General features: G+C 65.0%; 25 protein-coding genes and 1 pseudogene. 10 read left to right on the forward strand and 16 right to left on the reverse strand.

The genetic code is table 11. The features are described from left to right. The first annotated feature begins 97 nt into the window (after nt 1-97). Nucleotides 98-655: a phasin family protein gene (locus QC821_RS17000; RefSeq protein WP_309723999.1), complete on the forward strand. Its 558-nt coding sequence runs from the start codon at nt 98-100 to the stop codon at nt 653-655. Nucleotides 656-952: 297 nt separating this feature from the next. On the opposite strand, the gene QC821_RS17005 is transcribed toward QC821_RS17000, so the two are convergent. After that, the gene (locus tag QC821_RS17005; protein WP_309724001.1) at nt 953-1,321 is read right to left on the reverse strand and encodes a cupin domain-containing protein; all 369 of its coding nucleotides are present in this window, start codon (nt 1,319-1,321) and stop codon (nt 953-955) included. Further along, complete coding sequence (locus QC821_RS17010; RefSeq protein WP_309724003.1) at nt 1,314-2,447, reverse strand: GGDEF domain-containing protein; 1,134 nt, start codon at nt 2,445-2,447, stop codon at nt 1,314-1,316. Before QC821_RS17010 ends, QC821_RS17005 begins: the two co-directional genes overlap by 8 nt. Nucleotides 2,448-2,858: 411 nt before the next feature. Between QC821_RS17010 and QC821_RS17015 the strand changes: the two genes are divergently transcribed. Genes QC821_RS17015 through QC821_RS17025 form a run of 3 tightly spaced genes read left to right on the forward strand, consistent with a single transcriptional unit; the run spans nt 2,859 to nt 3,931 of the window. Further along, entirely contained in the window at nt 2,859-3,275 is a 417-nt protein-coding gene (locus tag QC821_RS17015) for a gamma-glutamylcyclotransferase family protein (protein ID WP_309724005.1), read from the forward strand. Between the two features lie 46 nt (nt 3,276-3,321). Further along, complete coding sequence (locus QC821_RS17020; protein ID WP_309724007.1) at nt 3,322-3,642, forward strand: hypothetical protein; 321 nt, start codon at nt 3,322-3,324, stop codon at nt 3,640-3,642. Between the two features lie 7 nt (nt 3,643-3,649). Further along, nucleotides 3,650-3,931: a DUF503 domain-containing protein gene (locus tag QC821_RS17025; RefSeq protein ID WP_309724009.1), complete on the forward strand. Its 282-nt coding sequence runs from the start codon at nt 3,650-3,652 to the stop codon at nt 3,929-3,931. Nucleotides 3,932-3,955: 24 nt separating this feature from the next. Here QC821_RS17025 and QC821_RS17030 read toward each other — a convergent pair whose 3' ends face one another. Continuing rightward, on the reverse strand, nt 3,956-4,408 hold the full coding sequence (locus tag QC821_RS17030) for a hypothetical protein (RefSeq protein ID WP_309724011.1): 453 nt from the start codon (nt 4,406-4,408) through the stop codon (nt 3,956-3,958). Between the two features lie 403 nt (nt 4,409-4,811). Between QC821_RS17030 and argE the strand changes: the two genes are divergently transcribed. After that, nucleotides 4,812-5,972, forward strand: a complete 1,161-nt coding sequence (gene argE / locus QC821_RS17035) for an acetylornithine deacetylase (RefSeq protein WP_309724013.1) — start codon at nt 4,812-4,814, stop codon at nt 5,970-5,972. Nucleotides 5,973-5,979: 7 nt separating this feature from the next. Here the strand turns inward: argE and QC821_RS17040 are convergent, their stop codons facing one another. The 8 genes from QC821_RS17040 to QC821_RS17075 are packed head-to-tail and all read right to left on the reverse strand — an operon-like array spanning nt 5,980 to nt 14,403. Next, nucleotides 5,980-6,897, reverse strand: a complete 918-nt coding sequence (locus tag QC821_RS17040) for an SMP-30/gluconolactonase/LRE family protein (RefSeq protein ID WP_309724014.1) — start codon at nt 6,895-6,897, stop codon at nt 5,980-5,982. A gap of 16 nt (nt 6,898-6,913) precedes the next feature. Further along, on the reverse strand, nt 6,914-7,813 hold the full coding sequence (locus tag QC821_RS17045; RefSeq protein WP_309724016.1) for an aldose 1-epimerase: 900 nt from the start codon (nt 7,811-7,813) through the stop codon (nt 6,914-6,916). After that, the gene (locus QC821_RS17050; RefSeq protein ID WP_309724018.1) at nt 7,806-8,969 is read right to left on the reverse strand and encodes a Gfo/Idh/MocA family protein; all 1,164 of its coding nucleotides are present in this window, start codon (nt 8,967-8,969) and stop codon (nt 7,806-7,808) included. The genes QC821_RS17045 and QC821_RS17050 overlap by 8 nt, the downstream gene beginning before the upstream one ends. A 13-nt stretch (nt 8,970-8,982) precedes the next feature. Beyond that, the gene (locus tag QC821_RS17055; protein WP_309724020.1) at nt 8,983-10,038 is read right to left on the reverse strand and encodes a sugar phosphate isomerase/epimerase family protein; all 1,056 of its coding nucleotides are present in this window, start codon (nt 10,036-10,038) and stop codon (nt 8,983-8,985) included. A gap of 55 nt (nt 10,039-10,093) precedes the next feature. After that, on the reverse strand, nt 10,094-11,056 hold the full coding sequence (locus QC821_RS17060; protein ID WP_309724022.1) for an ABC transporter substrate-binding protein: 963 nt from the start codon (nt 11,054-11,056) through the stop codon (nt 10,094-10,096). Nucleotides 11,057-11,109: 53 nt separating this feature from the next. Continuing rightward, nucleotides 11,110-12,123 carry an ABC transporter permease gene (locus QC821_RS17065; protein ID WP_309724024.1) on the reverse strand — a complete coding sequence of 338 codons (1,014 nt, stop codon included), beginning with the start codon at nt 12,121-12,123 and terminating at the stop codon, nt 11,110-11,112. After that, a complete protein-coding gene (locus tag QC821_RS17070; protein ID WP_309724026.1) occupies nt 12,104-13,633 on the reverse strand; it encodes a sugar ABC transporter ATP-binding protein in 1,530 nt (509 codons plus the stop codon). The genes QC821_RS17065 and QC821_RS17070 overlap by 20 nt, the downstream gene beginning before the upstream one ends. Beyond that, the gene (locus QC821_RS17075) at nt 13,633-14,403 is read right to left on the reverse strand and encodes an SDR family NAD(P)-dependent oxidoreductase (RefSeq protein ID WP_309724028.1); all 771 of its coding nucleotides are present in this window, start codon (nt 14,401-14,403) and stop codon (nt 13,633-13,635) included. Before QC821_RS17075 ends, QC821_RS17070 begins: the two co-directional genes overlap by 1 nt. 193 nt (nt 14,404-14,596) lie before the next feature. Here QC821_RS17075 and QC821_RS17080 point away from each other — a divergent pair, with 193 nt between their 5' ends. Then, a complete protein-coding gene (locus QC821_RS17080) occupies nt 14,597-15,805 on the forward strand; it encodes an ROK family protein (protein ID WP_309724029.1) in 1,209 nt (402 codons plus the stop codon). A gap of 28 nt (nt 15,806-15,833) precedes the next feature. Here QC821_RS17080 and QC821_RS17085 read toward each other — a convergent pair whose 3' ends face one another. Genes QC821_RS17085 through QC821_RS17105 form a run of 5 tightly spaced genes read right to left on the reverse strand, consistent with a single transcriptional unit; the run spans nt 15,834 to nt 22,166 of the window. After that, complete coding sequence (locus QC821_RS17085) at nt 15,834-16,760, reverse strand: Gfo/Idh/MocA family protein (RefSeq protein ID WP_309724031.1); 927 nt, start codon at nt 16,758-16,760, stop codon at nt 15,834-15,836. A gap of 46 nt (nt 16,761-16,806) precedes the next feature. Continuing rightward, nucleotides 16,807-17,580, reverse strand: a complete 774-nt coding sequence (locus tag QC821_RS17090) for a FadR/GntR family transcriptional regulator (RefSeq protein WP_309724032.1) — start codon at nt 17,578-17,580, stop codon at nt 16,807-16,809. A 31-nt stretch (nt 17,581-17,611) separates the two neighbouring features. Then, nucleotides 17,612-18,556, reverse strand: coding sequence for a DMT family transporter (locus QC821_RS17095; RefSeq protein WP_309724034.1), 945 nt, complete (start codon nt 18,554-18,556; stop codon nt 17,612-17,614). 1 nt (nt 18,557) lies between these two features. Further along, nucleotides 18,558-20,360, reverse strand: coding sequence for an IlvD/Edd family dehydratase (locus tag QC821_RS17100; protein WP_309724036.1), 1,803 nt, complete (start codon nt 20,358-20,360; stop codon nt 18,558-18,560). A 57-nt stretch (nt 20,361-20,417) separates the two neighbouring features. Beyond that, nucleotides 20,418-22,166, reverse strand: coding sequence for an IlvD/Edd family dehydratase (locus QC821_RS17105; RefSeq protein WP_309724038.1), 1,749 nt, complete (start codon nt 22,164-22,166; stop codon nt 20,418-20,420). Between the two features lie 198 nt (nt 22,167-22,364). Between QC821_RS17105 and QC821_RS17110 the strand changes: the two genes are divergently transcribed. From QC821_RS17110 to QC821_RS17125, 4 genes and pseudogenes are all read left to right on the forward strand, one after another. Continuing rightward, nucleotides 22,365-23,444 carry a TRAP transporter substrate-binding protein gene (locus QC821_RS17110; protein ID WP_309724040.1) on the forward strand — a complete coding sequence of 360 codons (1,080 nt, stop codon included), beginning with the start codon at nt 22,365-22,367 and terminating at the stop codon, nt 23,442-23,444. A gap of 70 nt (nt 23,445-23,514) precedes the next feature. Next, nucleotides 23,515-24,081, forward strand: coding sequence for a TRAP transporter small permease (locus QC821_RS17115; protein ID WP_309724041.1), 567 nt, complete (start codon nt 23,515-23,517; stop codon nt 24,079-24,081). Between the two features lie 12 nt (nt 24,082-24,093). Next, a complete protein-coding gene (locus tag QC821_RS17120) occupies nt 24,094-25,377 on the forward strand; it encodes a TRAP transporter large permease (RefSeq protein ID WP_309723423.1) in 1,284 nt (427 codons plus the stop codon). 27 nt (nt 25,378-25,404) lie between these two features. After that, a pseudogene (locus QC821_RS17125) lies at nt 25,405-26,023 on the forward strand (AraD1 family protein); the annotation flags it as partial.

Here is a 26,023-nt window from a genome sequence, read left to right on the forward strand (position 1 = left end):
TTGCCGATCTCGCTGGGAAACCGGGCTGTTTACCGGGGCGGCACTCATTAGCCAGCGCGTATTCTATGTAATCAGTTCACCGACATGGAGGTGCTAAATGAGCGCCGAGAAGACTAAGCAGGATGCTGATAAAACCACCCAGAAAGAGACCGACCGTGCCAAGCAGCAGTTCGAGAGCTCGATCGTCGAGCCGGTACGTGCCTATGGATCTCTGACCACCAATTATTATGAAGAGCTGTTCTCGACGCAGTTCGATGCGGTTCGCGCCTTTGCCGAGACAAGCCTGGCCCAATCCCGCTCCTGGCTGGAGGTCAAGGATTCGGAAAGCTTCCGGAAGGTGGTCGAAGAGCAGCAGCAGTCCATCAAGGATATGAGCGAGCGCTTGAAAGCCGACACTGACAGAATCAGCTCCCTGAGCCAGGAATACCTGAAAGAGAGCCAGCAACTGGCCATGAGCAGCATGCAAACGGGCCAAAAGCAGCTCGAAGAAAACATGCAGAAGGGCCAGCAGCAGTTTCAGGAAAATCTTGAAAAAGGGCAAGCACAGGTCCGCGAGAGCATGCAGAAGGGCAAGGGCGAAGGTGAAGAGTCCCGGCAGAAAAATCAGCAGCACGCGGACAAGAGCAAGAAGTCGACTAGCACGTCCGAGAAATAGTGTTGACGATAGCTTGATATGACAGCGCTGGGAGCCGCTTTCCGCAGGAAAGCGGCTTCTTTTCATTTGGCATACAGCAGATCCGCCACGAGCGTAAGTCAGTGCCACTACTGCGACTCGCCGTGCAGGAGCAGCGGGTAACGCAATAGGCTATAGCGGTACCTCTTCTCCCCTCCGGCTGTTCCAGCACTGCGCTACCACTGCATACCCTGTCTAAAGATAGGCTGCCAGCCTATCTGGCAGCCAGGGCTGTACAGGACGTACGCCAATAGCGACTTTTAACGAGAGAAAAGAGGACTACACCCAGACATCATTCTCCGCCTGGAGCTCGCCGCCTGACTCCCCCGTATTGACAACGCCCCTTGGCTCGATCAGGAGGACATGGCACTCACTTTCGGCAAAAGGCTTATGCTCTATGCCTTTGGGGACAACATACATCTCACCTTCAGATAGCTTAACCACACCATCCCGAAGCTCGATGCCCATTGTCCCTTTGATCACCAGGAAAACCTCGTCCGTATCCTTGTGATCATGCCAAACAAAATCGCCTTCTAACTTGACCAGCTTGAACTGATAGTCGTTCATTTCCGCAACTACGCGAGGCGACCAGTGTTCAGAAAACTTACAGAATTTTTCGGCAAAATTTACTACGCCTGACTCATCCATTCCCCAATCCTCCGCGACACATCACCACTCGGTTTCTGCCGTCTCGCTTGCCCACGTAGAGCGCCTGATCCGCCTGGGAGATCAAGGCTTCGAGATCGACACTTTCAGTGTTTGCCATAGCGATGCCGATGGTAACGCTCAGGCTAAGCCCACTCATATCTTCCTTTAACGGCAGCTCGGCGACCTTCATCTTCAAGCGCTCCGCCACGACTTGAGCATCGTCAGGGCCGGTGTTAGGCAGGGCTACCACGAACTCTTCACCACCGAAACGGCCTATCACATCAGTGGGGCGCAGTGAGTGCACGCAGACCTCCGCGATCTTGGTCAGAACCCAGTCCCCGTGACTATGCCCCCAGGTATCGTTGATGCTCTTGAAGTGATCCACATCGATCATGAAAAAGCTGAACGGCATCTTTTCCAATCGTGAACTCTGCAGCAGGGCCTTGGCCCGCTTCATGAAATGACTCCGGCTATTCAACCCCGTCAGCTCATCCCGCTCGGCAACCATGCGCAGTTGTTCTTCCAGGGACTTGCGATGGGCTATTTCCTTGAGCAACTGGTGATTTTGATCGCGCTCTTCGTTAAGCAACGAGTATTGATTGCGCTGCAGCCTCTCCAAGCGCAGCAGAGCACAGTACCCCACGACATTGGTCATCATTAACAGCAGTGCTATGCGAAGCGTATCCACCGCTGAAATCTCGGCAAAAAGTACCGCGGCAGCCACGAAGCCGATACTTAAAAAAAGGCTGGCGAAGGTCACCACCGTCAGCAGGTTGGGGATCAGCAGGAAGAACGCCATGGTGGCCAGCACTACGGCTGTTACCTGGGTTGAGAGGCTCTCGGGGCGCAGCGGAACGATCAGGATGATCCCCGTTGCAAGTATCCAGAGCGGCAAAGCGCGCAACCAGAGCCGATGCGAATAGCTGCCCCAGCGTGCGATGGCGAATGCAAGGATAAGGCAGAGACTGACTACTACGATGCGCATGGTGACCAGTAGATAATATTCTCTCGTCAAGCCAAGCAGGTAGTAGTCGGTAATGGCAAAGGTGCCAAAGACCGCGGCCGCCAACATCAACGACAGGCAGGTCTCATACCGCACCCTCTCGTTGATGGAATTACGGTACATTGACTCCTTGCTATCTTCGCAAAGCTGTCCAGTCAGCCAATGTATGCGATATTGCGCGTTTAGTGATGACAATGACCCATGCTCCCTACGCATATCGTCGATGTCCTTGTGGCTTCGATCAGCACAGACCACTCACGGGATCTTGGCTGAGGAAGGACCTCGCAGAAAAATCGTCGCACCTATATAGTTTTTTAAATTAATTTTTATTAATACATCACTGCAGCAATTTGCTGCTCCTGGTAGCAGGGGGTACTGACGGGCCCGGCTCAAGAAGCTGACCGCCTAAGCCTGCCATCAACGCGCGCGCAGGACCAGTCGACCATCCGGGAAAGCCCCGCGGGAGCGTCGCATAGCACCGCATTGCTGGAGTGTTAGAATATGCCGCACTATCCAGCGTTACGGAGATGACTTATGCACACCCCCGTACTTGCCATTGCCCACAGCCCGCTGGTGGCCGTCTACGGCACCTTGAAACGTGGGCTGCGCAATCACCACTGGCTTGCGGGGGCCGAGTATCTTGGCAGTGACCGCCTGACCGCGGTGACGCTCTACGACCTGGGCCCCTATCCTGGCGCCAAGCCGCAGCCATCGCGGGGCGTCGAGGTGGAAGTCTTCAAGGTCGACGCCCAACTGCTCGCCGGCCTCGACCACCTCGAGGATCACCGAGTGCGCACTCCCAAGCAGGGCGACTTCGAGCGAGTCATCCATACCACGGCCCTGGGCCCCGCCTGGCTCTATCTCTATAACCACGATGTCAGCGGCTGCCCGATGATCCGCGAGGGTGCCTGGCAACCCGGCAACCCTGCCGCTCATCGTGGCGTAGTATAACTTCACCTCCCCAGCCGCTTGGGCGGGGTTCCATCAGGAGTAGCCCATGGGTCGTCTATTATCGCTTATCGTGATCGCCGGGTTGGCCTACGGCGGGCTTTATGTCTACTACGGGATGGCCGCGACACAGGCCATCGAGCAGCAGCTCGAGGCGCGGGGGCTCGGCGCGCTGACGGTGGAGAGCGTCGACTATGGGCCGCTGGCCCCGCTGACCACCGACACCCACCTATCGACCAGCGTGCGCTACCGCGGCGCCAACGCCAGCCTGGATATTCGCATGCTCGGCCACCCGCTCTTCTCGGATGAGGTGCGCCTGGAGCTCGACGGCTTGCAGGCGCTGCGGCTGACCATCGGCACAGGTGACTGAAGCGACCATGCATATTGCCGTATTGACCCTCAGCATTTCCCTGCCCGGCTGTCGCTCGCTCAAGGAGAAGCGCCAGCGCATGGGCGGTCTGCATGAGCGCTTCGGACGCAACCCGGCGGTCGCGGTCTGCGAGAGCGGCGAGCTCGACCGACTGGAAGCCAGCGAGTGGACCTTCGTGGTCGCCGCGACCACGCTGCCCAAGGTGGAGTCGCTGTGCAGCGAGATCGAGGAAAAGATTCAGCGCGGCGTGGATGGGCGAGTCATGGAGGCAACGCGGGAGGTGCTGTAGAGAGCAAAGCGGCCGTCGGCCGGCTTACCTATCGGCACCGAAATACTTGACCCTGCAATACAACGCTACGAGGTAGCTACCGCCCAGCATCATGCCGATCCCCGCCGCCACAGCGACCAGGGCATCATAGGCCAGGTCGCCGGAGGACACATAGACGCCTACCAACATACTGACGTATCGGACCAGCAGGTAGACGCCGATCAGGAAGGTGCCGGCGCGCACCAGGTCAACATCCGTGGCGTCGACGCCAGCATCCGAATCGCCATGCAGCCGCCCAGCCAGGCGACCGGCGAAGCACCACAGCAGCACCCCGCCCACCATCGGCACGGCCACCGTGGCCATCAACATGGGAAACACCTCGGCAGACCAGTAGCTGCTACCCATTGGGCTGATCAGCGCCGGTAGCACCGAAAACAGCGTCTTCAGGAATAGATACAGGCCCAGCAGCCGGATCAGCAGGATGGAAAAGGGCTTCATGGAATCTCCCGGTCAGTCTGACGCCACATCATCCACGATGGGCGTACCCAGCGTATCGACCACCATGCTGTGGCACTCGACCTCAAGTCTCTCATCGCTCGAAAGCGGGTCTGGGTAAAATCGCATTGCGCCTTATTTTAAGTTACGGCTTAAATTAAAATAAGACCTAGCGTTATTTTAACTTCACGCCTCTCCAAGGCTGCCGTCATGTCGATACCATCGACATATCCGCGGGACGTGTCGAAAAAAATGCGTTTCGTGAACATGTCGTGATCTCTTAGCACAAGATGATGATTCGTCAGGCCTCCTCAGGTGTGGCCAACATGTTCATGAGAAGTACGAGTGGCGAAGGCGCCCCCGGCTCATGCTAGGCTGATGGGATTCAATGAAAAGGGACATCAGCATGAACGACGCGGCGACGCTGCTGGAGACGCTGGTGGGTTTTCCCACCGTGTCTCGCGACTCCAACCTGGCGCTGATCGAGTGGGTCGAGGCCTACCTCGACGAGTATGGCGTGCAGCACTGGCGCATCGACAGCGACGACGGCAGCAAGGCCAACCTGCTGGCACGCATCGGTCCCGCCGTCGAGGGCGGCGTGGTGCTGTCGGGGCATACCGACGTGGTGCCGGTGGACGGCCAGCCGTGGACCAGCGACCCGTTCATGCTGGTCGACAAGGGCGACGGCCGCCTCTACGGCCGCGGCACCTGCGACATGAAGGGGTTTATCGCCTGCGCCCTGGCCGAGGTGCCGAGCTGGGTGGCGCTCGACCTGCCCAAGCCGATCTACCTGGCGCTCTCCTACGACGAGGAGATCGGCTGCGTCGGCGCGCCGCGCATGATCGAACGCTTGATGGCCGACCATCCGCGCCCGGCGGCGGTCATCGTCGGCGAGCCCACCTCGATGGCGCCGGTGGTCGCGCAAAAGGGCGCCACCAACCTGCGCACCACCGTGACCGGCCACGCCGCCCACTCCAGCCAGGTCAACCAGGGTGTCTCGGCGATTCATGTGGCGGCACGCCTGGTCACCAGGATCGAGGACGTGATGAGCGAGCTCAAGGCGGAGGGCCGCGTGGATGAGGCTTTCAACGTGGTCCACTCCAGCCTTCACGTCGGCAAGATTGCCGGCGGCACGGCGATCAATATCATGGCCCGGGAGTGCAGCTTCGACTGGGAGATCCGCCACCTGCCCCAGGACCGTTTCGACGAGCTGCTGGGCCGCGTCACCGACTACGCCAGCCAGCTCGAAGCCGAAATGCGCCAGCGCGCGCCGCACACCGGCATCGTCACCGAAACGCTAAACGCCACCGTGCCGGCGCTGGCCGACCGCGACAACGCCGCGGCGTTGACGCTATGCCACGACCTGCTCGGCGAGCAGATTGCAGGCGGCGCCGTGGCCTACGCCACCGAGGCCGGCCAGTTCCAGCGCGAGGGGCTGTCCACGGTGATCTGCGGTCCCGGCAGCATCAGCCAGGCACACCAGCCCGACGAGTACATCGACATCGAGCAGCTTGAGGCCGGCGGCCGCTTCATGCGGGCGCTGGGCGAGCGGATCGCCGCGCAGTGATGCCAGCTTAATTCTCCGACCACACCGGCTCGGCAAGCCCAGGCACGTCGAGGTTGACGCTCAGCAAACCACCCGCCGCCGGCCAGCGCGCGCGGCCTTCCGCGTCCAGATGCTGGGTAGCAGTGGTGATATACAGCGTACGCAGGTCACGGCCGCCAAACGCCGGCATGGTGGGGTGCGGGCACGGCACCTCGATCTCGGCCAGCAGCTCGCCCTGGGGCGAGAAGCGCACCACGCGGCCGCCGTCGTAGAGGGCGCTCCAGTAGCAGCCTTCGCTATCCACTGCGGCACCGTCCGGCACCCCCGGCAGGCCAAGCGATTGCAGATCGACCCATGTATGCGGCGTGCCGGTGGCACCGCTGGCCGCATCGAAGGGGTAGCGCATAATGCGCCGCGTCAGCGAGTCGGTGTGGTAGAGCCAGCGCTGGTCGGGGCTGAAGGCCAAGCCGTTGGCAATGCCAAGCTTCGCCTCGCGGCGCACCAGCTCGCCGCTCTCGAGACAGTAGAGTGCCGCCGTGGGGTGGCGCTCCTCGGCGTCGATGGTGCCCACCCAGAAGCGCCTCGCCGGGTCGCAACGGCCATCGTTGAAGCGGTTGCCCTGCTGCTCTTCTTTTCCCTCTTTCTTCCCCTCTTTATTCCACTCTGGATTGGCCGCCAGGCGCTCTAGCCGGCCGTCGAAGGGTAAGCGCAGCCGCACGACTCCGGAGCTCATCGATGCCAACAGCCCGTCTTCACACAGCGCGATGCAACCGACCTTCTCCTCCAGCGTGATGGTCTCCGGCGGCGCGCCACTTTCCGGGCGCCAGGCGTAGATCATGCCGCGATTGATATCCACCCAGTAGAGGGTCTGGCGCGCCTCGGACCACAGCGGGCTCTCGCCAAGGCTCATGTTCAGCTCGAGCGCTATTTCGATCTCAGCCGCCATCGCGGTACCTCCTTGATTAGCCGGTGCCATGCCACTGCACCGGACCGAAGCGCCAGCGCTGCCCAAGGCTTTCACCGCTGGCCAGCTCGACCAGCCCCTCGCCAAGCGGGTCGTTGAAATGGTGGGCGTCGACCGTATGGCTGACGGGCTCGAAGCAGAAGAAGTCGGCGTCGTACCCCGGTGAAAACACCAGGTAACGGCTAAGCCGCGGCGCCACACTAAACGCCATGCTGAGACCCCGCCGCGGCCAGCCAAGCCGGCCACGCCCGCGCCAGCCGGTGAACAGGTTGTCGATGCGTCCCTCGGGCAGCACCGCATTATCGGCAAACTGCCAGGGGTCGTCTGCGTTCAAGCGCCGCCAGTGGCTGGGAAGCTGTGCCGCGTCTACCTCCCAGACGCCGCTGGCCGGGGCCGAGAGACGCACATCCGGTGTACGCACAAACCAGGGGTGCATGCCCGCGCCGTAGGGAATGGGCAGCTTGCCCAAGTGGGTCAGATGCAGGTCGACGACCAAGCTGGCGCCCTCCAGCCGATAATCCAGCAGGGCGCGGTAGTCGAACGGCGGCTGCCAGTCCGAGTGCAGCGCTAGGCGCATCCTCTCTGGCGCCAGTGCCACCACCCGCCAGGGCTGCTGCCAGCCGTCGCCGTGAATCGGCAGCGGCTCGCCGGCCAGGTTGGCCAACAGGCGATGGTCGCGACCGCGCCAGTGGAAACCACCGCCGGAGATTCTGTTGGACCAGGGCAGCAGCGGGTACATGCCCATGCGGTTGGGGTCGTCATCCGGTCCTTCACCGGGTCGCAAGAGTGGCACCGAACCTGCCGGCGTCAGCGCCTCGAAGCGCACCACGCTGGCGCCGTTGCACGGCGCCACCACCAGCCGCAGTTGGCCATTGTCGAGGGTATAGGCCTCACACATCCACCCAGGCGCCTCCCGCCGCGGACGACGCCAGCGCCCGGGTGATGAATAGCAGGCCATCGACCCCGTCGCTCACCCCCGGGGTGCCCTGGGCCAGCGGCTCGGCCGGACGTCCGCGCTGGCGAGCACGGATCTGCTCGGCGAAATCGCCATATAGCTGGGCGAAGGCTTCGAGATAGCCCTCCGGGTGCCCGGGAGGAATTCGCGACGCCGCCAGCGCCGCCTCGCCCAGGCCCGGGCCGTTGCGAGTCAGGATGCGCGGCGGCTCGCCCAGCGGCGAGTGGAGCAGTCGGTTGGGCTCCTCCTGATGCCACTCGAGGCCGCCCTGGCTGCCGTAGACCCGCAGCTTGAGGCCGTTCTCGTTGCCCGGCACCACCTGGCTCGACCACAGCATGCCCCGCGCGCCGCCCTTGAAGCGCAGCATCATGTGCACGTTGTCATCCAGCGCGCGGCCCTCGACGAAGGTGTGCATGTCCGCTGCCAGCGACTCGAGCTCGAGCCCTGTGACAAAGCGTGCCAGGTGATAAGCGTGGGTGCCGATATCGCCCAGGCAGCCGGCCGGGCCGCTACGCTTGGGGTCGGTACGCCACTCGGCCTGCTTGACGCCGCTCTCCTCGAGGCGCGTCGACAGCCAGTCCTGGGGATATTCGACCTGCACCACGCGCAGCTCGCCGAGTTCGCCGGCAGCCACCATGTCGCGGGCCTGACGCACCAGCGAGTAGCCCGAATAGTTGTGGGTCAGGCCGAAGAACAGCCCGCTGCGTTCGACCAGCGCGGCCAGCGCCTGGGCGTCCTCCAGGCTGGTGGTCATCGGCTTGTCGCAGATCACGTGGATGCCGGCCTCGAGGAAGGTTTTCGCCACGTCGAAGTGCAGATGGTTGGGCGTAACGATGGCCACGACATCGATGCCATCGTCACGCTGGCTTTCGGCCTTGGCCATGGTGCGATAGTCGGGGTAGGCGCGCGCCTCGTTTACGTGCAGCTCTGCGGCCGCCGAACGGCTGCGCTCGGGGTCGGAAGCGAAGGCGCCGGCGACCAGCTCGTAGTGGTCGTCGAGCCTGGCGGCGATGCGATGCACGCCGCCGATGAAGGCACCCTGGCCGCCACCGACCATGCCCAGGCGCAGCCGGCGGGACCTATCCTGTTGTTGGCTCATGTCGTCGTATCCTTCAGTCGAGTCCCAGCAGGCGGCGGTTGGACGCCTCGTCGACGCCGGCGTCGGCGAAGTCGTCGAAGGCCCGCTCGGTTACCTGGATGATATGGTCGCGAATGAAGGTGGCCCCTTCGCGGGCGCCGACCTCCGGGTGCTTGAGGCAACACTCCCACTCCAGCACCGCCCAGCCGTGGTAGTCGTTGGCAGCCATCCACGAGAACATCGACTTGAAGTCGACCTGGCCGTCGCCCAGCGAGCGGAAGCGCCCGGCGCGCTCGGTCCAGGACTGGTAGCCGGAGTAGACGCCCTGCTTGGGGCTGGGATTGAACTCGGCGTCCTTGACGTGAAACATCTGGATGTGGTCGCGGTAGACATCTAGGAAGCCCAGGTAGTCGAGCTGCTGCAGGATCAGGTGACTGGGGTCGTAGAGGATGTGGCAGCGCGGATGGTGGCCGACCCGCTCGAGGAACATCTCGAAGGTGATACCGTCGTGCAGGTCCTCACCGGGATGGATCTCGTAGCAGAGGTTGACCCCGGCCTCGTCGAAGGCGTCGAGGATCGGCCGCCAGCGTTTGGCCAGCTCGTCGAAGGCGGCGTCGATCAGCCCTGCCGGGCGCTGCGGCCACGGATAGACATAGGGCCAGGCCAGCGCGCCGGAGAAGGTGCCGTGGTCGGTCAGGCCGAGGTTCTTCGAGGCCCTGGCGGCCAGCATCAGCTGCTCCACGGCCCACGCCTGGCGGGCCTTGGGGTTGCCGCGCACCTCGGGTACGGCGAAGCCGTCGAACATCTCGTCATAGGCGGGGTGCACGGCCACCAACTGGCCCTGCAGATGGGTCGAAAGTTCAGTCAGTGCCAGGCCGTGCTCGGCCAGGGTGCCCTTGATTTCGTCGCAGTAGGTCTGGCTGTCGGCGGCGCGTTTCAGGTCGATCAGGCGCGCATCCCAGCTGGGAATCTGTACGCCCTCGTAGCCAAGCTCCGCCGCCCAGCGGGCAATACTCTCGAGGCTGTTGAAGGGGGCGTCGTCACCGGCAAACTGAGCGAGAAAGATCGCCGGCCCTTTGATGGTTTGCATAGTGGGCTCCGATGGTTGTCGTCGAAGGCGGGCGTCGAACGCCCGCCTGGCTCGATCAGAACGGTGAATCGGGGAAGTAGTACTGCTCGGCGTTCTCCTGGGTGATCAGCGGAGAGCCGAGGATGTACTGCCCGGTCACCGGCCCGTTGGAGGTGAAGTGCTGGACGGTGAGATCCATCGCAGTGGCAATCATTGCCGGCGGATAGAGCACGTCCACTGGTATCAGTTCGTCACCTTCCATGACCCGCGCGATGATGTCCTTCATGCCGGCGCCACCGACGATGAACAGTTCATCCTCACGGCCGGCCTGGCGCACCGCTTCGATGACGCCGAGGGCGATATCGTCATCCTGGGCCCACACCGCATCGATGCGGTCGAAGCGAGCCAGATAGTCCTGCATCACCTCGAAGCCGTCGTCGCGGTTCCAGTTGGCGTGCTGCATGTCGAGGATGTTGATCTCGGAGCCTTCGATGGCTTCCTGGAAGCCCTGCACGCGCTCCTCGTCGATCACCGTAGGGATCCCGCGCAGCACCACGATATCGCCCTCGCCGTCGAGCTGGTCGCGAATATACTCGCCGGACACCCGGCCCATTTCGTGATTGTTGCCGGCCACGTAGAGGTCTTCGATCCCCTCCTGCTCGAGGCCGCGGTCAACCACGGTGACGAACACCCCGGACTCCTTGACCCGACGCACCGGGTCGGTCAGCGGCCCCGACTCGAAGGGCAGCACCACCAGCGCATCGATATTGCGCTGCGAGACCAGATCCTCGAGGTCGTTGGCCTGGCCACCCGGGTCGCTGGCGGTGGTGATGGTGATGGAAATCTCGGGGTGCAGTGCCTCGAGACGCTCCTTGGCCTGTTCGGCGTGGAAGTTGACCCCGCCGGTCCAGCCGTGGGTGGCGGCAGGTATCGACACGCCGATAGTGACCTCCTGAGCCATGGCGAGGCCGGGCAGCCCGATGGCCGCCGCCACGGTCAGGGCCGCGACTTTCATCCTGCTATTCTTGGTGATGGGCATGGTGATGCTCCTCTGCTGCTTGTGCTTGTTATGCTGCTGCCTTATGGGGCGCCTCATGGCGCCGACTTCCTCCACGATGCGCGCTGCAGGTACACCGCGACGATGATGATGATCCCCTGCACCGTGCCGTTGAGATAGTTGGAGATGGCATCGGTGAGGTTGAGGATGTTGCCGATCATGGTCAGCATGATCGCCCCTACCACCGTGCCCCAGATGCGCCCGTGCCCGCCCTTGAGCACGGTGCCGCCGATGATCACCGCGGCGATCGCCTCGAGCTCCCAGAGCACCCCGGTGGCCCCCGAGGCCGAGCCCAGCCGCGGCACATAGATGATGGTTGCCAACGCCACGCACACGCCCTGCAGCATGTAGGTCATGGTCTTGATGCGGTCGACGTGGATGGCGCTGTACTCGGCCACCTTCTCGTTGGAGCCGATGGCGAAGCAGTAGCGGCCGAAGCGGGTATGGTTGAGCAGGATGTAGCCGACCACCGCCACCAGCAGGAACACCAGTACCGGAATCGGAATCCCCATTAGGCTGCCGTAGTAGACCGGCCGGTAGATGTCACGCACCCCCCAGTCCAGCGACAGGGTGCCGCCGTCGGCGAGGTAGGTGACCAGCGAGCGATAGATGCCCATGGTGCCCAGGGTGACGATAAAGGCCTCGATCTTGCCCTTGGTGGTCACCATGCCGTTGATGAAGCCGGCACACAGCCCGAGCAGAAGCGAGGCGCCGATACCCAGCAGGATGGTGGTCAGGCCGGGGCCGAACTGCTCGACCAGGCTGTTCATGAGAATGATCATCACCCCGGCGATGAAAGCAGCCATCGAGCCTACCGACAGGTCCAGCCCACCGGCGGTGATCACGAAGGTGGCGCCGATGGCGATGATGCCGATGAAGGCGCTGCGGGTGAGCATGTTGGAGAGGTTGTCCAGCCCCAGAAAGGCGGGGTTGATCAACACTCCCAGCAGCGCCAGGGCCAGCAGGGCAATGAAGGGCCCCCAGGTCTTGAGGTCGAAGGAGGCGCGACTCCGGGCAATAGGCTTGTTGTCAGGCACGGCGTTGTTCATCTGCTCCCTCTCCCTTGATACCGGATGCGTACTGCATGATTTCGTGTTCGTTGATCTGCTCGCCCTCGAGCACGCCGGTCAGCACCCCGGCGCACATCACCGCCACCCGATGCGAAAGGCCGATCAGCTCGGCCATCTCGGAAGAGATCAGAATGACCGAGCAGCCGGCGTCGGTGAGTTCGCGCACGAAATGATAGATCTGGTGCTTGGTGCCCACGTCGATGCCGCGCGTCGGTTCGTTGATGATCACGATCTCGGGGTCAATGGACATGACCTTGGCCAGCAGCAGTTTCTGCTGATTGCCGCCGGAGAGCTCGGCGGCGGTAGCCGCCTGGGTGCGCAGGCGGATGTCGAAACGCTCGATGGCCCCTTGAAAGGCCTGCTCCTCGCGGCGCCGGTCGATCAGCGGCCGGCAGTAGGCGCGCAGATTGAGCAGCGTGAAGTTGGGACGCAGCCCCATGTTGAGCACCAGGCCCTTGCCCTTGCGGTCCTCGGTGAGATAGGCAATGCGCTGGCGTACCGCATCGCGAAGGTGGCGCAGCGCCACCGGCTGGCCGTTGCGCAGCACCTGCCCTTGGCTGCGATGGCGCAACCCCAGCAGCGCCTCGATCAGCGCCGTGCGACCGGCGCCAACCACCCCTCCGAAGCCCAGCACCTCGCCGCGGCGCAGGCTGAAGCTGGCCCGTTTCACGGCGCCGGGCACCACCATGTCACGCGCCTCGAGTACCACCGGGGCATCGCTGGCCAATACGGTGCGTTCGGGATACATGTCATTGATCTCGCGCCCCACCATCAGCCGCGCCAGCTCCTCTTTGCTGCGCCCAGCCATGGGGCCACTGTCGATCAACCGGCCGTCGCGCAGCACCGTGACCCGGTCGGCGATCCGTTCGATCTCGCGCAGCTTATGGGAGATATAGAGAATCGCCACGCCGCGCTGGCGCAGCCGCCCTATCAGCGCGAACAGCACCTCGACTTCATGCTCGGTGAGGGATGCAGTGGGCTCATCCATGATCAGCACGCGCACGTCACGGGTAATCGCCTTGGCGATCTCGACCATCTGCTGATCGGAGGTGCTGAGGTCCTTGACCCTGGCACGCGGGTCGACTCGGGTCTCGAGCTCCGCCAGCGCCTCGCGGCAGCGCTCGCGCATGGCGCGGCGGTCGAGGAAGGGGCCGCGGCGCAGCTCGCGACCGAGGAAGATGTTCTCCTCCGCGCTCAGCTGTTCGGCCAGAGCCAGCTCCTGGTGGATCATCACCACCCCATCGGCCTCGGCATCGCCGCTGCTGCGATAGTGGCGAACCTCATCCGCCAGGCGGACCTCACCGTCGCTAGGGCTCAGGTAGCCGGCGAGAATGCGTACCAGCGTCGATTTGCCGGCGCCGTTCTCGCCCAACAGCGCGTGAACCTCACCGGGCTGGAGCGCGAGATCGATGTCGAACAACACCTGATTCTCGCCAAACCAGCGAGAAATACGCCGCGCTGCCAGCAGCGGCTGATCCGGCATACTCATCAGCCCCACCCCGCGTCGACGCAGAATTCCTGGCCGGTCAGCTGGGCGCTGTCGTCGGCGGCCAGGAACAGCACCATCGGTGCCACATGCTCCGGGGCCAGGCGCACCTTGAGGCACTGGTGCTCGCGAATGCGCGCCTCGTCCTCGGGGCCGATCCACTTGTCGAGTTGGCGCTCAGTCATGATGCACCCCGGTACCACCGTGTTGACGCGGATGCTCTGTTCGCCAAGATCGCGAGCCAGGCTGCGGGTCAAGCCGTGCACCGCGGCCTTGGCAGTGACGTAGGTCGGCAGGTTGCCCAGCGCCAGGCGCACGCTGATCGAGCCGAAGTTGATGATCGAGCCACCGCCGGCCTGGGCCATGCGCTCGGCCACCGCCTGGCTCGAGAAGAACATCGGGCGCAGGTTGAGCGACATGCGTTCATCCCAGTAGTCGACGCTGACCTGGCGCCAGTCATGGCGGTCGTCGTTGGCGGCATTGTTGATCAGGGTACGGATCGGCCCCTGGCGCTCGCTCACCTCATCGATGACGGCCTGCAGGGCGCTGATATCGCGGATGTCGCAGTGGTGATAGCAGGGTGCACGGCCGGTCTGCGCCTCGAGGTTGCGGCACAGCGCCTGGCTTGCTGCATCGTCGATATCGACGAAGGCGACACTCGCGCCCTGGTGGTGAAAAGCCTCGACCAGGGCCGCACCGATACCTCCCCCGCCTCCGGTGACGAAGACGACGCGCTCGGCAAGACTCGGGTAGCGGGCCATCGGCTCGCGCATGGCGATCTCCCCTGTTGTTATTGTCGGAAGCTGTGGAGCAGCTGGCGTGGATTTAATTTAGACCCTAAAATAAATATTCACCTATGCAACTTAGGTCGTATCGGATGATGAATGTCGCGCCGTGCCAGCCACTGGCCGTTGTCTGACAGCGTCTCTGGTAGACTGCCCATGACTCACAGCAACGGCGAGATCCATGGCCTCTCAGCCCCATGACACCAGCCGCCACGACAACACCCTGGCGGTGATACGCACCCTGCGTGAGCAGGGCCCGGTGGCACGCGTCGATCTAGGTATTCTCAACGGCATCAGCTCGGCCACCGTGACCTCGATCAGCGCCGAGTTGCTGCAGCAAGGATTGATTACCGAACTGCCGCCTGACATGCCCCGCCCCAGCGGACGCGGGCGCCCCAAGACGCTGATCCAGCTGGCCCCCGAGGCGGCTTGCGTGATCTGCGTCAAGCTGTCGATCAATGAGCTGCAGCTGGTGGTGGGTGACTACAGCGGCCAGATGCAGCATAGCGAGCACCATGGCGTCGCCACCCTGGCCCTCACGCCAGAGGACCTGGTGGCGCTGCTCGAAGAGAAGATTGCCGAGGTGCGAAGCCTGGCGCTGGCCAGCCATCGCCGTCTGGTGGGTATCTGCCTGGCGGTACAGGGGGTAGTGGCGTCGCATAGCGGCACGCTGATCTGGTCGCCGGCGCTGAGCTTTCGCAACGCCCCGCTGGCGCCGCAGCTGGCCGAGCGTTTCGGCTGCCCGGTACTGCTCGAGAACGATGCCAACTGCATCGCCAGTGTACTGGCGACGCAGCCCGCCTATGCCGGCTACCCCAATCTGGCGGTGGTCATGCTGGGCTACGGCATCGGCATGTCGCTGCTGATCGACGGCGTGCCGTTTCTCGGCGCCAACGGCTCCGCGGCGGAGTTTGGCCACAGTAAGTATCTGCCGGGGGGTGCCCCGTGTGCCTGCGGCAAGCGCGGCTGCGTCGAAGCCTACGCCAGCGACTACGCGCTCTACCGCGAGGCCCGCGAGGTCCTCGAGCTGCCCGCTGGCGATAGCGCCCACCCGTCGGAGGCACAGATGCAGGCGCTGACCCAGCTGGCCATGCAGGGCAACCCCGACGCCCAGCGCATCTTCGCCGAGGCGGGTCGCGCACTGGGCTATGGCATGGCTAATCTACTCGCGCTGTTCAACCCCGACCTGGTGCTGGTGACAGGCTCCGGGGTACGCGGCTACGCGGCCATGCAGGAGGCCATGCAGGACGCCATCGACGAGGCGCTGGTCAGCGAACTGATCGGCCCCACCCGCATCGTCAGCTGCCCCTGGGAGCGCGACATGACCTGCCTCGGTGGCATCAGCATTACGCTGCAGGCGAGCGACTCGCCGCTGCTGACAGGAAGCTAGGTCGCCACCTACGACACCATCTGCCCCCTTACTCGACGAAAGCCTCGGTGGTATCGCGCCGCCCATACATGAAGGCGTCAGCCACGTGGCGCAGCGGCGCCACGTCGACCTCGCGCCGGCCGCTTGCGATCAGCTCGGCGAAGCGCGCATAGAGGCCGGCATACTCGCGCTCCTCCGCCTCCAGCATGAGCTGACCGTCGAGGCTCAACCGGCAGCCGCCCCGGGTCAGACTGAGGCGCCCGGCGTCGGTCTCGACATGAATATCCCAGGTCGGCGGGCCGCTCTGGCGGAAGTCTAAGTCGGCTTCGATGTTGGCCCCGCCGGGGTCGGCGAAGCTGAGCTCGGCGGCAATCGGCGTCTGGCAGTTGCTCGGCACCAGCAGCCGTGCCTGACGCAGGAAGAACGCCTGGGGCAGGATCGCGGTGGCGATCGACAGGGCATTGATGCCGGGGTCGAAGACACCCATGCCGCCGGGCTGCCAGATCCACGTCTGGCCCGGATGCCAGACCCGCACATCCTCCTTCCAGACGATCTCGACGCGCTCGATGCGCCGCTCGGCCAGCCACTCCCGGGCCTGGGCAACGCCGGGAGCGAAGCGCGAGTGCCAGGCGGCGAATAGCGTAACGCCCTGCTCGCTGGCGACATCGATCAGATCTTCGACCTCGCTCAGGGTAGCGCCGGGCGGCTTCTCGAGCAGCACGTGCTTGCCGCGCTGCAGCGCCAGGCGGGCCTGGGCGTGGCGCAGATGGGTCGGGGTACAGATCGCCACGGCGTCGAGCTCGGGGTGGGCATCGAGCATCGACGCCATATCAGCGTAGGCCGGCACGTTGGGCAGGCTGGCACGGGGGTCGGCGCTGGCCAGCAGCCGGTAACCGGGGGTCGCCGCCAGGGCCGGTAGATGCTGATCGCGAACGATCTTGCCGACGCCGACCAGGCCGAGGGAAACATCAGACATGGAGGACCTTTTCACGATAGATAACAGCCAGGGAAGTCACAGCAATTCAGGGCAGATCCACGCAGCGCCCCAGCGTACTGGTACCCGGCTCCAGGCCCAGCGCATCGGCGGTACCGGCGAGTACCGCCTGGGCGGCCTGGAATGCCTCGCGCGGGCGACGCATGCGAATGCTCTCCATCAGCTGGCGGTGGCGCTCGAGGCTGTCGTCGGGGTCGTTGGCGCTCTCATTCGACATCGACACCAGCAGATGGATCGAGGGGCGCAGGATATGCGACAGCTGCGACCAGACGATATTGTGAGTGGCCTTGAAGATCGCCACGTGGAAGGCCACGTCGCATTCGCTGTGCAGGCGCCGCTCCTCGGCGCAGCTGGCGTTGCGCAGGTTCTGACCCAGCCCTTCGAAGGCCTCTTCGATGGCGACCAGGTCGCGGGCCTTGGCACGCCGCGCGGCGGTCATCGCCACATAGGGCTCGACGTCGAGGCGAAAGGCCAGTATCTCGCGCTGGATTTCCGGATTGGGCGCGGCATAGCGGGTCATCCAGTCGGTCACCTGGGGGTCGAGGATGTGCCACTCGGCATACTCGCGCACCTTGGAGCCGTGGCCGGAGATACGCTCGATGATGCCGGCATCGACCAGCTGTCGCAGGTCGCTGCGCACCGCCGAGCGGTTGATGGCAAAGCGCTCGCAGAGGTCCAGCTCGCGTGGCACGAACTCACCGGGCTGGTAGCGGCCGGAGAAGATCGCCTCGGCGAGATGATCGGCGATGCTGGGGCGCGCCGTAGGCTTGGATGCCGCAGGCTTGGAGAGTGGTGACGTCAAAGCGTTGAGACCCTGTTGCGATTCCTCGATATCATACCGTATCCGTGCGCTCGACCGGTTGCTGCAGCGCCGGCCCGGCGCCGGCGCGGGCCCTGAGTTCCAGGCGCCGCTCGTAGAGCCCCTTGGCGGTCAGTGTGCCGAGCACCAGCGCACCGCCCACCAGCGCCATGGGTGCCGGCTGCTCCGAAATGATCCACCATGCCAGCAGGGTGCCGACCACCACCTCGAGCAGCAATAACAGCCCCACCTCGGCGGCCGGCAGGTAGAGCGGGCCGCGCTGCAGCAGGGTCACCCCGCAGGGCACGATGATCAGACACAGCAAGACCACCACCGCCAGCTGGTTCGTCTCCGGCAGCGACGGTTCCCCCCCGGCCAGCCAGAACAGCCCGGCCACGCTGCCGACGATGATGCCGTTGAACACCAGCATCGGGCTCATGTCGATGCCCGGCCGGGTGCGGCACAGGGTGAAGTTGATCGCCAGCGTCGTGGCCGCCATCAAGGCGAAGGCATTGCCTACCCAGCTGCCTGCCCCGGCGTCATCCAGGGCGATCATGGCAATCCCCGCCAGGCACAGCCAGATCGCGATCCAGGTGCGGCGCGGCAGTCGCTCCTTGAGAATGACCCACGACAGTGCCGCAGCAATCAGCGGCGCGCCGGCCAGGATCATCAGCACGTTGCCGGCCTTGGTGTACTGGTTGCCGAGCACGAAGCCGCAGGTAGTGAGGCTGAACAGCAGCGCCACGGCGATACCGGTCCAACCGCAGCGGCGATAGACCGCCCAGAGGCCGTTGCCGTGGCGCATCAGCGCAATCAGGAAGAACCCCAGCGCCGACAGAAAGCCCCGCCACATCAGGATCTCGGCGTCGGGCAGATTGGCGACCTTGATCAGCAGCGCATCGGGGGCCATGATCAGCGCCCCGCCGGCGGTCAGCAGCAGGCCCTGCTGACGGTGTGAAAGGGATGCAAACGCGGCCATGTCAGTGATTGTCCCTGGGTGGGCTGACCCGCGCCACGTCGCGGTACTTGGTCGCCGGCGTCAGCGTCATGCCGCGGTCCAGCGGCTCCACCATGCTGCGCTGAATCTCCTGCCACGGCGTCTGGTGAGCCGGGTAGCGATAGCCGCCCTCGGCCTCAAGGCGCTCGCGCCGCGCGGCCAGCTCGGCGTCGTCGACCAGCAGCCGCACCTCGCGCCGGCCCAGATCGATGCGCAGCCGGTCACCGTCCTCGAGCAGCGCCAGGCCTCCGCCGGTGGCCGCCTCCGGCGCGGCGTTGAGGATCGACGGCGAGCCCGAGGTGCCCGACTGGCGGCCGTCACCAAGGCACGGCAGCGACTCGGTGCCGGCGCGAATCAGCGCTTCCGGCGGCTGCATGTTGACCACCTCGGCGCCGCCGGGGTGGCCCACCGGGCCGGCACCGCGCATCACCAGGATGGTGCGATCGTCGATGCCCAGCGCCGGGTCGTCGATGCGCGCGTGGTAGTCCTCGGAGCCGTCGAACACCACCACCTTGCTCTCGAAGGCGTTGGGGTCGTCGGGGTCGCTGAGAAAGCGGGCGCGAAAATCGCTGGAGATCACGCTGGTCTTCATCAGCGCCGAGTCGAACAGGTTGCCCTTGAGGTTGAGGAAGCCGGCGTGGTCGACCAGCGGCTCGGCGTAGCGGCAGATCACCGCGGGATCCTGGATCCCGCGCCCCGCCAGGTTGTCCGCCAGGGTGCGGCCGTTGACGGTCAGCACGTCGCCGTGCAGCTTGCCGGCGCCGAGTAGCTCGCTCATCACCGCCGGCACGCCGCCGGCGCGGTGGAACTCTTCGGAGAGATAGGCGCCAGCGGGCATCACATTGGCCAGTAGCGGTACCTCGTGCCCCAGCCGCTGCCAGTCGTCGTTGGTCAGTTCGACGCCAATATGCCGGGCGATGGCGTTGATGTGGATCGGCGCGTTGCTGGAACCGCCCAGCGCCGAGCAGGTGACGATGGCGTTGTCGAACGCCTCGCGGGTCAGCACGTCGCTGGGGCGCAGGTCGTCCCAGACCATCTCGACGATGCGCTCGCCGGTCTGGTAGGCGACCATGGCGCGCTCCTTGTAGGGCGCGGGGATCATCGCCGAGCCGGGCAGGCTCATGCCCAGCGCCTCGGCCAGGGAGTTCATGGTCGAGGCGGTGCCCATGGTGTTGCAGTGGCCCACCGAGGGGGCCGAGTCGGTGGCCCGGGCGAGGAACTCGGCGTAGTCGATATCGCCGGCGGCGAGGCGCTTGCGCAGTTCCCAGATGATGGTGCCGGAACCGACCCGCTCCGCCCCGCGCCAACCGTTGAGCATCGGCCCGCCGGACAGCACGATGGCGGGGATATTGACCGTGGCCGCGGCCATCAGGCTGGCCGGGGTGGTCTTGTCGCAGCCGGTGGTCAGCACCACGCCGTCCAGCGGGTAGCCGTGCAGCACCTCGACCAGGCCCAGGTAGGCCAGGTTGCGATCCAGTGCCGCGGTGGGCCGGCGCACATTCTCGTGGATGGGGTGCAGGGGGAACTCGAAGGGCACCCCGCCGGCGGCGCGGATGCCGTCCTTGACGCGCTTGACCAGCTCGATGTGGTGGCGGTTGCACGGCGTGAGGTCGGAGCCCGACTGGCAGATACCGATGATCGGTTTGCCGCCCACCAGCTCATCCAGGGTAATGCCCTGGTTGAGGTAGCGCTCGATGCACAGCGCCGTGGTCCCCGGGTGCTCGGGGTTGTCGAACCAGTAGCGCGAGCGCAGCTGCTCGGGCGTGATCCTGCTGTTCGTTGCCATCGTTTCTGCTCCATTCACCGGGTTAGCGCCGCTGATGCATGGTCAATGCCATCGTCGTTAGTGCGAGTGCCGCGGCACCTCGGCGCCGCGACAGCCGACCAGGAAGTCGAAGTCGCAGCCCTCGTCGGCCTGCAGCACATGCTCGATATACAGCTGGCGATAGCCGCCATCGCTGGCGATGCGCCGCGAGGCCGCCCCTGGGTCGTCTTCCGCCAGCCGCGCCGTAAGCTCGGCGTCGTCGATCTCCAGCTGCAGACGGCCGGCCGCGCAGTCGAGGCTGATCCAGTCGCCGTTGCGCACCGCCGCCAGCGGGCCGCCGGCGGCCGCTTCCGGCGAAACGTGCAGCACCACGGTGCCGTAGGCGGTGCCGCTCATGCGCGCATCGGAGATGCGCACCATGTCGGTGACGCCCTGCTCGAGCAGCTTGGCCGGCAGCCCCATGTTGCCCACTTCGGCCATGCCGTGATAGCCCCGCGGGCCGCAGTGCTTCATCACCAGGATGCTGTCGGCCGTCACCTCGAGGTCGGGGTCGTTGATGCGCGCCTTGTAGTCGTCGAAGTTCTCGAACACCACGGCCTGGCCGCGGTGGCTCATCAGTTCGGGAGTCGCCGCCGAGGGTTTGAGCACCGCGCCCTGCGGGGCCAGATTGCCGCGCAGTACGCACATGCTGCCGTCGGCGACCAGCGGCGATGCCAGCGGGCGAATCACCTCGTCATCGTAGAGCGGGGCCGTCTCGACGTTCTCCCACAGAGTCTTGCCGTTGGCGGTCAGGGCGTCCTTGTGGGGCAGTCGGTCGGCTTCGCCGAGGCGCTTGAGCACCGCCGGCAGGCCGCCGGCGTAGTAGAACTCCTCCATCAGGAAGCGCCCCGAGGGCTGCAGGTCGACGATGGTCGGCGTGCCGCGACCGATGCGCGTCCAGTCGTCCAGCGCCAGGTCGACGCCGATGCGCCCGGCGATCGCCTTCAAGTGGATGACCGCGTTGGTCGAGCCGCCGATGGCGGCGTTGGTGCGAATGGCGTTCTCGAACGCTTCACGAGTCAGGATCTTCGACAGCGTGAGCCCTTCGTCGACCATCTCGACGATGCGGTTGCCGGACAGGTGCGCCAGTACGTAGCGCCGCGAGTCCACTGCGGGAATCGCCGCGTTGTGCGGCAGCGAGGTGCCCAGCGCCTCGGCCATGCAGGCCATGGTCGAGGCGGTGCCCATGGTGTTGCAGGTGCCCGCCGAGCGCGACATGCCGGCCTCGGCGGCCATGAAGTCGTGTAGCGAGATCTTGCCTGCCTTGACCTGCTCGGAAAGCTGCCAGACCACGGTGCCGGAGCCGATGTCCTTGCCCTTGTGCTTGCCGTTGAGCATCGGCCCGCCGCTGACCACGATGGTCGGGATATCGCAGCTGGCCGCGCCCATCAGCAGCGCCGGGGTGGTCTTGTCGCAGCCCACCAGCAGCACCACCGCGTCGAGCGGATTGCCGCGGATCGCCTCCTCGACGTCCATGCTCGCCAGGTTGCGGGTGAACATCGCCGTGGGCCGCAGGTTGGACTCGCCGTTGGAGAACACCGGGAACTCCACCGGATAGCCGCCGGCTTCCAGCACGCCCTTCTTGACGTGCTCGGCAAGCTTGCGGAAGTGGGCGTTGCAGGGCGTCAGCTCCGACCAGGTGTTGCAGATGCCGATGATCGGCTTGCCCTGGAACTCGTGATCGGGGATGCCCTGGTTCTTCATCCAGCTGCGGTACATGAAGCCGTTTTTGTCGGCACTGCCGAACCACTCGGCAGAGCGAAGGGGTCGTTTGGGCTGGGAACTCATGGGCGCCTCGGTTGGTAGCAGCGAGATGTCGTGAGTTGACGGTAGTCCTCTTCCTGCGCTTAGTCGACACATACAAAAGTATATGTTGAACAAATTGCTAATAAGTTCGACATTGAGTGGGCGAACGCCGACCTCGGGCACCTCGCCACGGCGTTACCCCTACAACAACCACACGACGTCACTATGGAGACTCACGCCATGCACGCAATCTGGCGCAGGACCCTCACGCTGGCAGGCACCGCCACGCTCACGCTGGGCGTTGCCCACGCCCAGACCCCCGACCTCTCCGATCCGCCGCCCATCGAGGGCGAGGTGATCACCGAGGACCTGGGGTCCCACACCATTCGCGTCGGCCTGGGTCTGGCCGAGACCTCACCGCTGTATATTTCCACCCAGTATTTCGGCGACATTCTTTCCGAGCGCACCGAGGGGCGGCTGACCGTCAACGTCTTCCCCAACAGCCAGCTGGGTGACGACGCGCAGATGATGGAGATGCTGCAGACCGGCTCGCTGGACATGACCATCCCGTCTACCTCGCCGGCCACCACCTACGTCGAGGAGCTGGCGGTATTCGACCTGCCGTTCCTGCTGCCGACCCGCGAAGCGGCAATGGCCGTACTCGAAAGTGACGTTGCCCTCGGGCTGCTCGACAAATTCGAGGGCACCGGTATCAAGGCCTTCGCCTACCACGAGAACGGCTATCGCCAGCTGACCAACAGCGTGCGCCCCGTCGAATCCCCCGAGGATGTCGCCGGTCTCGACGTCAGCGGCCTGACCATCCGTACCATGGAGAACCCGGTGCAGCTGAGCATCTGGGAAGCGCTCGGGGCCAACCCCACGCCGATGGCCTTCGGCGAGGTGTTCTCGGCCATGGAGCAGGGCGTAATCGACGGCCAGGAGAACCCCTGGAGCACCATCCTCACCTCCAACTTCCACGAAGTGCAGGACTACGGCTCCGAGACCCGCCACGTCTATACGCCGTTCATCATCATGATGTCCGAGCGTACCTGGGACCGGCTCGACCCGGCCTACCAGGAACTGGTCGAGGAAGCAGCACGTGAAGCAGCGGCCTACGAGATCCAGCTGGCCACCGAGTACGACGACTGGGCCCGCGATCAGCTCGAGGAGCGCGGCATGCAGATCACCCGCCTCGACGACGACCAGATCGCCGCCTTCCAGGACGCCGTGCAGCCGGTCTACGAGCAGTGGGCGCCGCGCATCGGTGAAGACCTGGTCGCCGAGATCCAGCAGATCGTCGCAGACACCATGAACGACTGATAACGCAGGACCAAGAGAGACGCGGGCCAGTGGTTGGCCCGCGTTGCGTCTGTCTGCCCTTGGAGCGCCTATGGATACCCCTCACTCACCGCCCCCGGACCCGTCCGAGTTCCTCGACGATCCGCGCCGCAAGCCGCTGGAGATCGATACCCAGCAGCGCCGCGGCCCGGCGATCTTCCGCTGGCTGACCGTCGGCATGGAGCACCTGATTGCCACCCTGCTGGTGGCGCTGATCGTCTCGGTATCGGCCAACGTCATCGGTCGTTCGCTGCTCAACCGCTCGCTGCCGTGGGCCGACGAGCTGGCGCGCATGCTGTTCATCTGGCTGATCTTCGTCGGCGCCGCCGCGGCCTTCGCACGCTTTGAGCATATCGCCGTCGACCTGCTGCTGCGCAAGCTCCCGCAGCGCGCCGCCTACGCCCTCTACCTGGTCCAGCACCTGCTGATCACCGCCCTGATGTTCGTGATCATGGCCGGCGGTTACTTCGTGCTGTCCCGCTCCACCGGGCGCACCGCGATCCTCGGCGTGCCCTGGAACCTGATCAATATCTCGCTGGTGCTGTGCGCCGCCTTCATCGCCGCCGTGGCGATCTGGCGCGCCTGGCGCGCCGGCCAACTGATGCTCGGCGCCCGCTAGGAGGCCTCTGTCATGCTCTGGATCTTTCTCGGCATCCTGTTTGCCTCCCTGGCGCTGGGGCTGCCGATCGCCTTCGGCCTGGGGATCGCCGCGGTGGTCATGGCGGTGATCTCGGATATCCCGCTGTCGATCCTGATCGAACAGTCGGTGCGCGGGGTCAACAACTTCCCGCTGCTGGCGATCCCGTTCTTCATTCTGGTCGGCGAGGTGATGAGCGCCGGCGGCATCGCCCGGCGGCTGATGGAGCTGGCCGGCACCCTGGTCGGCTTTGTGCGCGGCGGGCTTGGCCAGGTGGCGATCACCGGCTCGATGTTCTTCGGCGGCATCAGCGGCTCGGCGGTGGCCGACACCGCCGCCACCGGCTCGATGATGATCCCGTCGATGAAGCAGCAGGGCTACTCGGCGCCCCAGGCCACGGCGATCAACACCGTCTCCTCGGTGATCGGCATCATCATCCCGCCGTCGATCCCGCTGATCCTCTACGGCATCGTCACCGAGACCTCGATCAGCCGGCTGTTCATTGCCGGCATCGTGCCCGGGGTGATGATCGGCTTCGGGCTGATGGTCACCACCTTCATCATGGCCAGCTTCGGCGGCGCCGGACAGACCCGCAAGTTCCGCCTCGGCCCGCTGTGGCAGGCGTTCAAGGCCGCCTGGCTGGCCCTGGTGCTGCCGGTGATCGTGATCGGCGGCATCATCGGCGGCATCTTTACCGCCACCGAGGCGGCGGTGGTGGCGCTGCTCTACTCGCTGGTCATCTCGCTGGTGGTCTACCGCGAGTTCCACGTCCGCGAGCTGTGGGGCATGCTGATCCGCACCGCGCGGCTGACCGGCATGGTGCTGCTGCTGCTGGCCTTCGCCACGGTGATTGCCTGGTTCCTGACCATCAACATGGTGCCGCAGACGCTGGTCATGCAGGTGCAGTCGATCACCCAGGACCCGTTCCTGCTGCTGCTGATCGTCGCCGGCCTGCTGCTGCTGGTGGGCTTCGTGATGGACCTGACCCCGGCGATGGTGATCATGGCGCCGATGCTGACGCCGATCGTCACCTCGGTGGGCATCGACCCGGTCTACTTCGGTGTCTTGATGGCGTTCATTCTCGGCATCGGCCTGCTGACCCCGCCGGTGGGCACCTGCCTGTACGTCGGCTGCGGGGTGGGCAAGGTGACCATGGAGCAGCTGGTGAAGGCGATGCTGCCTTACTACGCCACTCTGCTGATCATGGCGGTGATCCTGATTGCCTTCCCCGGCCTGGTGACCTGGCTGCCCAACCTCACCGCCGTGGGCGGTAACTGAGACGGCTGACACGACAAGGACTAGCTCATGCGACTGATTCAATACCTCGACCAGGACCAGCTGCGGGTGGCCGTGGTGGAAAGCCCCGACGCGGTTCGCCCCGTCGATATCAACGGCGGCACCTATGCCCTGGCGCGCATCGCCATCGACACAGGCCAGCCGCTCACCCAGGTCGTCGAGGCGCGCCTCGGTGAGACCCTGGTCGACTACCAGACGCTGGTCGACGAGCAGCGCCTGCTGCCACCGCTGACCCATCCCGACCCGGCCCACTGCCTGGTCACCGGCACCGGCCTCACCCATCTGGGCAGCGCCGACACCCGCTCGGCGATGCATGCCAAGACGCAGGTGAAGGAAGAGGAACTCACCGACTCGATGCGCATGTTCAAGCTCGGCGTGGCGGGCGGCAAGCCCGCCCCTGGCGAGAGCGGCGCTCAGCCGGAGTGGTTCTACAAGGGCGACGGCGACTGCATCGTCGCGCCGGAGGCCGCGCTGCCCTCACCGGCCTTCGCCGAGGACGCCGGCGAGGAGCCGGAGCTCGCCGGGCTCTATCTGGTCGGCGCCGACGGCACCCCGTGGCGGGTCGGCTATGCGCTGGGCAACGAGTTCTCCGACCACGTCACCGAGCGCTTCAACTACCTGTGGCTGG

The organism is Franzmannia qiaohouensis (assembly GCF_031451695.1).
Classification (GTDB): Bacteria; Pseudomonadota; Gammaproteobacteria; order Pseudomonadales; family Halomonadaceae; genus Franzmannia; species Franzmannia qiaohouensis.

Excerpts from the sequence above, each read along its gene's own strand:
- QC821_RS17000 (WP_309723999.1), top strand. The coding sequence starts at position 98 with ATGAGCGCCGAGAAGACTAAGCAGGATGCTGATAAAACCACCCAGAAA.
- QC821_RS17005 (WP_309724001.1), bottom strand. The coding sequence starts at position 1,321 with ATGGATGAGTCAGGCGTAGTAAATTTTGCCGAAAAATTCTGTAAGTTT.
- QC821_RS17010 (WP_309724003.1), bottom strand. The coding sequence starts at position 2,447 with ATGTACCGTAATTCCATCAACGAGAGGGTGCGGTATGAGACCTGCCTG.
- QC821_RS17015 (WP_309724005.1), top strand. The coding sequence starts at position 2,859 with ATGCACACCCCCGTACTTGCCATTGCCCACAGCCCGCTGGTGGCCGTC.
- QC821_RS17020 (WP_309724007.1), top strand. The coding sequence starts at position 3,322 with ATGGGTCGTCTATTATCGCTTATCGTGATCGCCGGGTTGGCCTACGGC.
- QC821_RS17025 (WP_309724009.1), top strand. The coding sequence starts at position 3,650 with ATGCATATTGCCGTATTGACCCTCAGCATTTCCCTGCCCGGCTGTCGC.
- QC821_RS17030 (WP_309724011.1), bottom strand. The coding sequence starts at position 4,408 with ATGAAGCCCTTTTCCATCCTGCTGATCCGGCTGCTGGGCCTGTATCTA.
- argE (WP_309724013.1), top strand. The coding sequence starts at position 4,812 with ATGAACGACGCGGCGACGCTGCTGGAGACGCTGGTGGGTTTTCCCACC.
- QC821_RS17040 (WP_309724014.1), bottom strand. The coding sequence starts at position 6,897 with ATGGCGGCTGAGATCGAAATAGCGCTCGAGCTGAACATGAGCCTTGGC.
- QC821_RS17045 (WP_309724016.1), bottom strand. The coding sequence starts at position 7,813 with ATGTGTGAGGCCTATACCCTCGACAATGGCCAACTGCGGCTGGTGGTG.
- QC821_RS17050 (WP_309724018.1), bottom strand. The coding sequence starts at position 8,969 with ATGAGCCAACAACAGGATAGGTCCCGCCGGCTGCGCCTGGGCATGGTC.
- QC821_RS17055 (WP_309724020.1), bottom strand. The coding sequence starts at position 10,038 with ATGCAAACCATCAAAGGGCCGGCGATCTTTCTCGCTCAGTTTGCCGGT.
- QC821_RS17060 (WP_309724022.1), bottom strand. The coding sequence starts at position 11,056 with ATGCCCATCACCAAGAATAGCAGGATGAAAGTCGCGGCCCTGACCGTG.
- QC821_RS17065 (WP_309724024.1), bottom strand. The coding sequence starts at position 12,123 with ATGAACAACGCCGTGCCTGACAACAAGCCTATTGCCCGGAGTCGCGCC.
- QC821_RS17070 (WP_309724026.1), bottom strand. The coding sequence starts at position 13,633 with ATGAGTATGCCGGATCAGCCGCTGCTGGCAGCGCGGCGTATTTCTCGC.
- QC821_RS17075 (WP_309724028.1), bottom strand. The coding sequence starts at position 14,403 with ATGCGCGAGCCGATGGCCCGCTACCCGAGTCTTGCCGAGCGCGTCGTC.
- QC821_RS17080 (WP_309724029.1), top strand. The coding sequence starts at position 14,597 with ATGGCCTCTCAGCCCCATGACACCAGCCGCCACGACAACACCCTGGCG.
- QC821_RS17085 (WP_309724031.1), bottom strand. The coding sequence starts at position 16,760 with ATGTCTGATGTTTCCCTCGGCCTGGTCGGCGTCGGCAAGATCGTTCGC.
- QC821_RS17095 (WP_309724034.1), bottom strand. The coding sequence starts at position 18,556 with ATGGCCGCGTTTGCATCCCTTTCACACCGTCAGCAGGGCCTGCTGCTG.
- QC821_RS17100 (WP_309724036.1), bottom strand. The coding sequence starts at position 20,360 with ATGGCAACGAACAGCAGGATCACGCCCGAGCAGCTGCGCTCGCGCTAC.
- QC821_RS17105 (WP_309724038.1), bottom strand. The coding sequence starts at position 22,166 with ATGAGTTCCCAGCCCAAACGACCCCTTCGCTCTGCCGAGTGGTTCGGC.
- QC821_RS17110 (WP_309724040.1), top strand. The coding sequence starts at position 22,365 with ATGCACGCAATCTGGCGCAGGACCCTCACGCTGGCAGGCACCGCCACG.
- QC821_RS17115 (WP_309724041.1), top strand. The coding sequence starts at position 23,515 with ATGGATACCCCTCACTCACCGCCCCCGGACCCGTCCGAGTTCCTCGAC.
- QC821_RS17120 (WP_309723423.1), top strand. The coding sequence starts at position 24,094 with ATGCTCTGGATCTTTCTCGGCATCCTGTTTGCCTCCCTGGCGCTGGGG.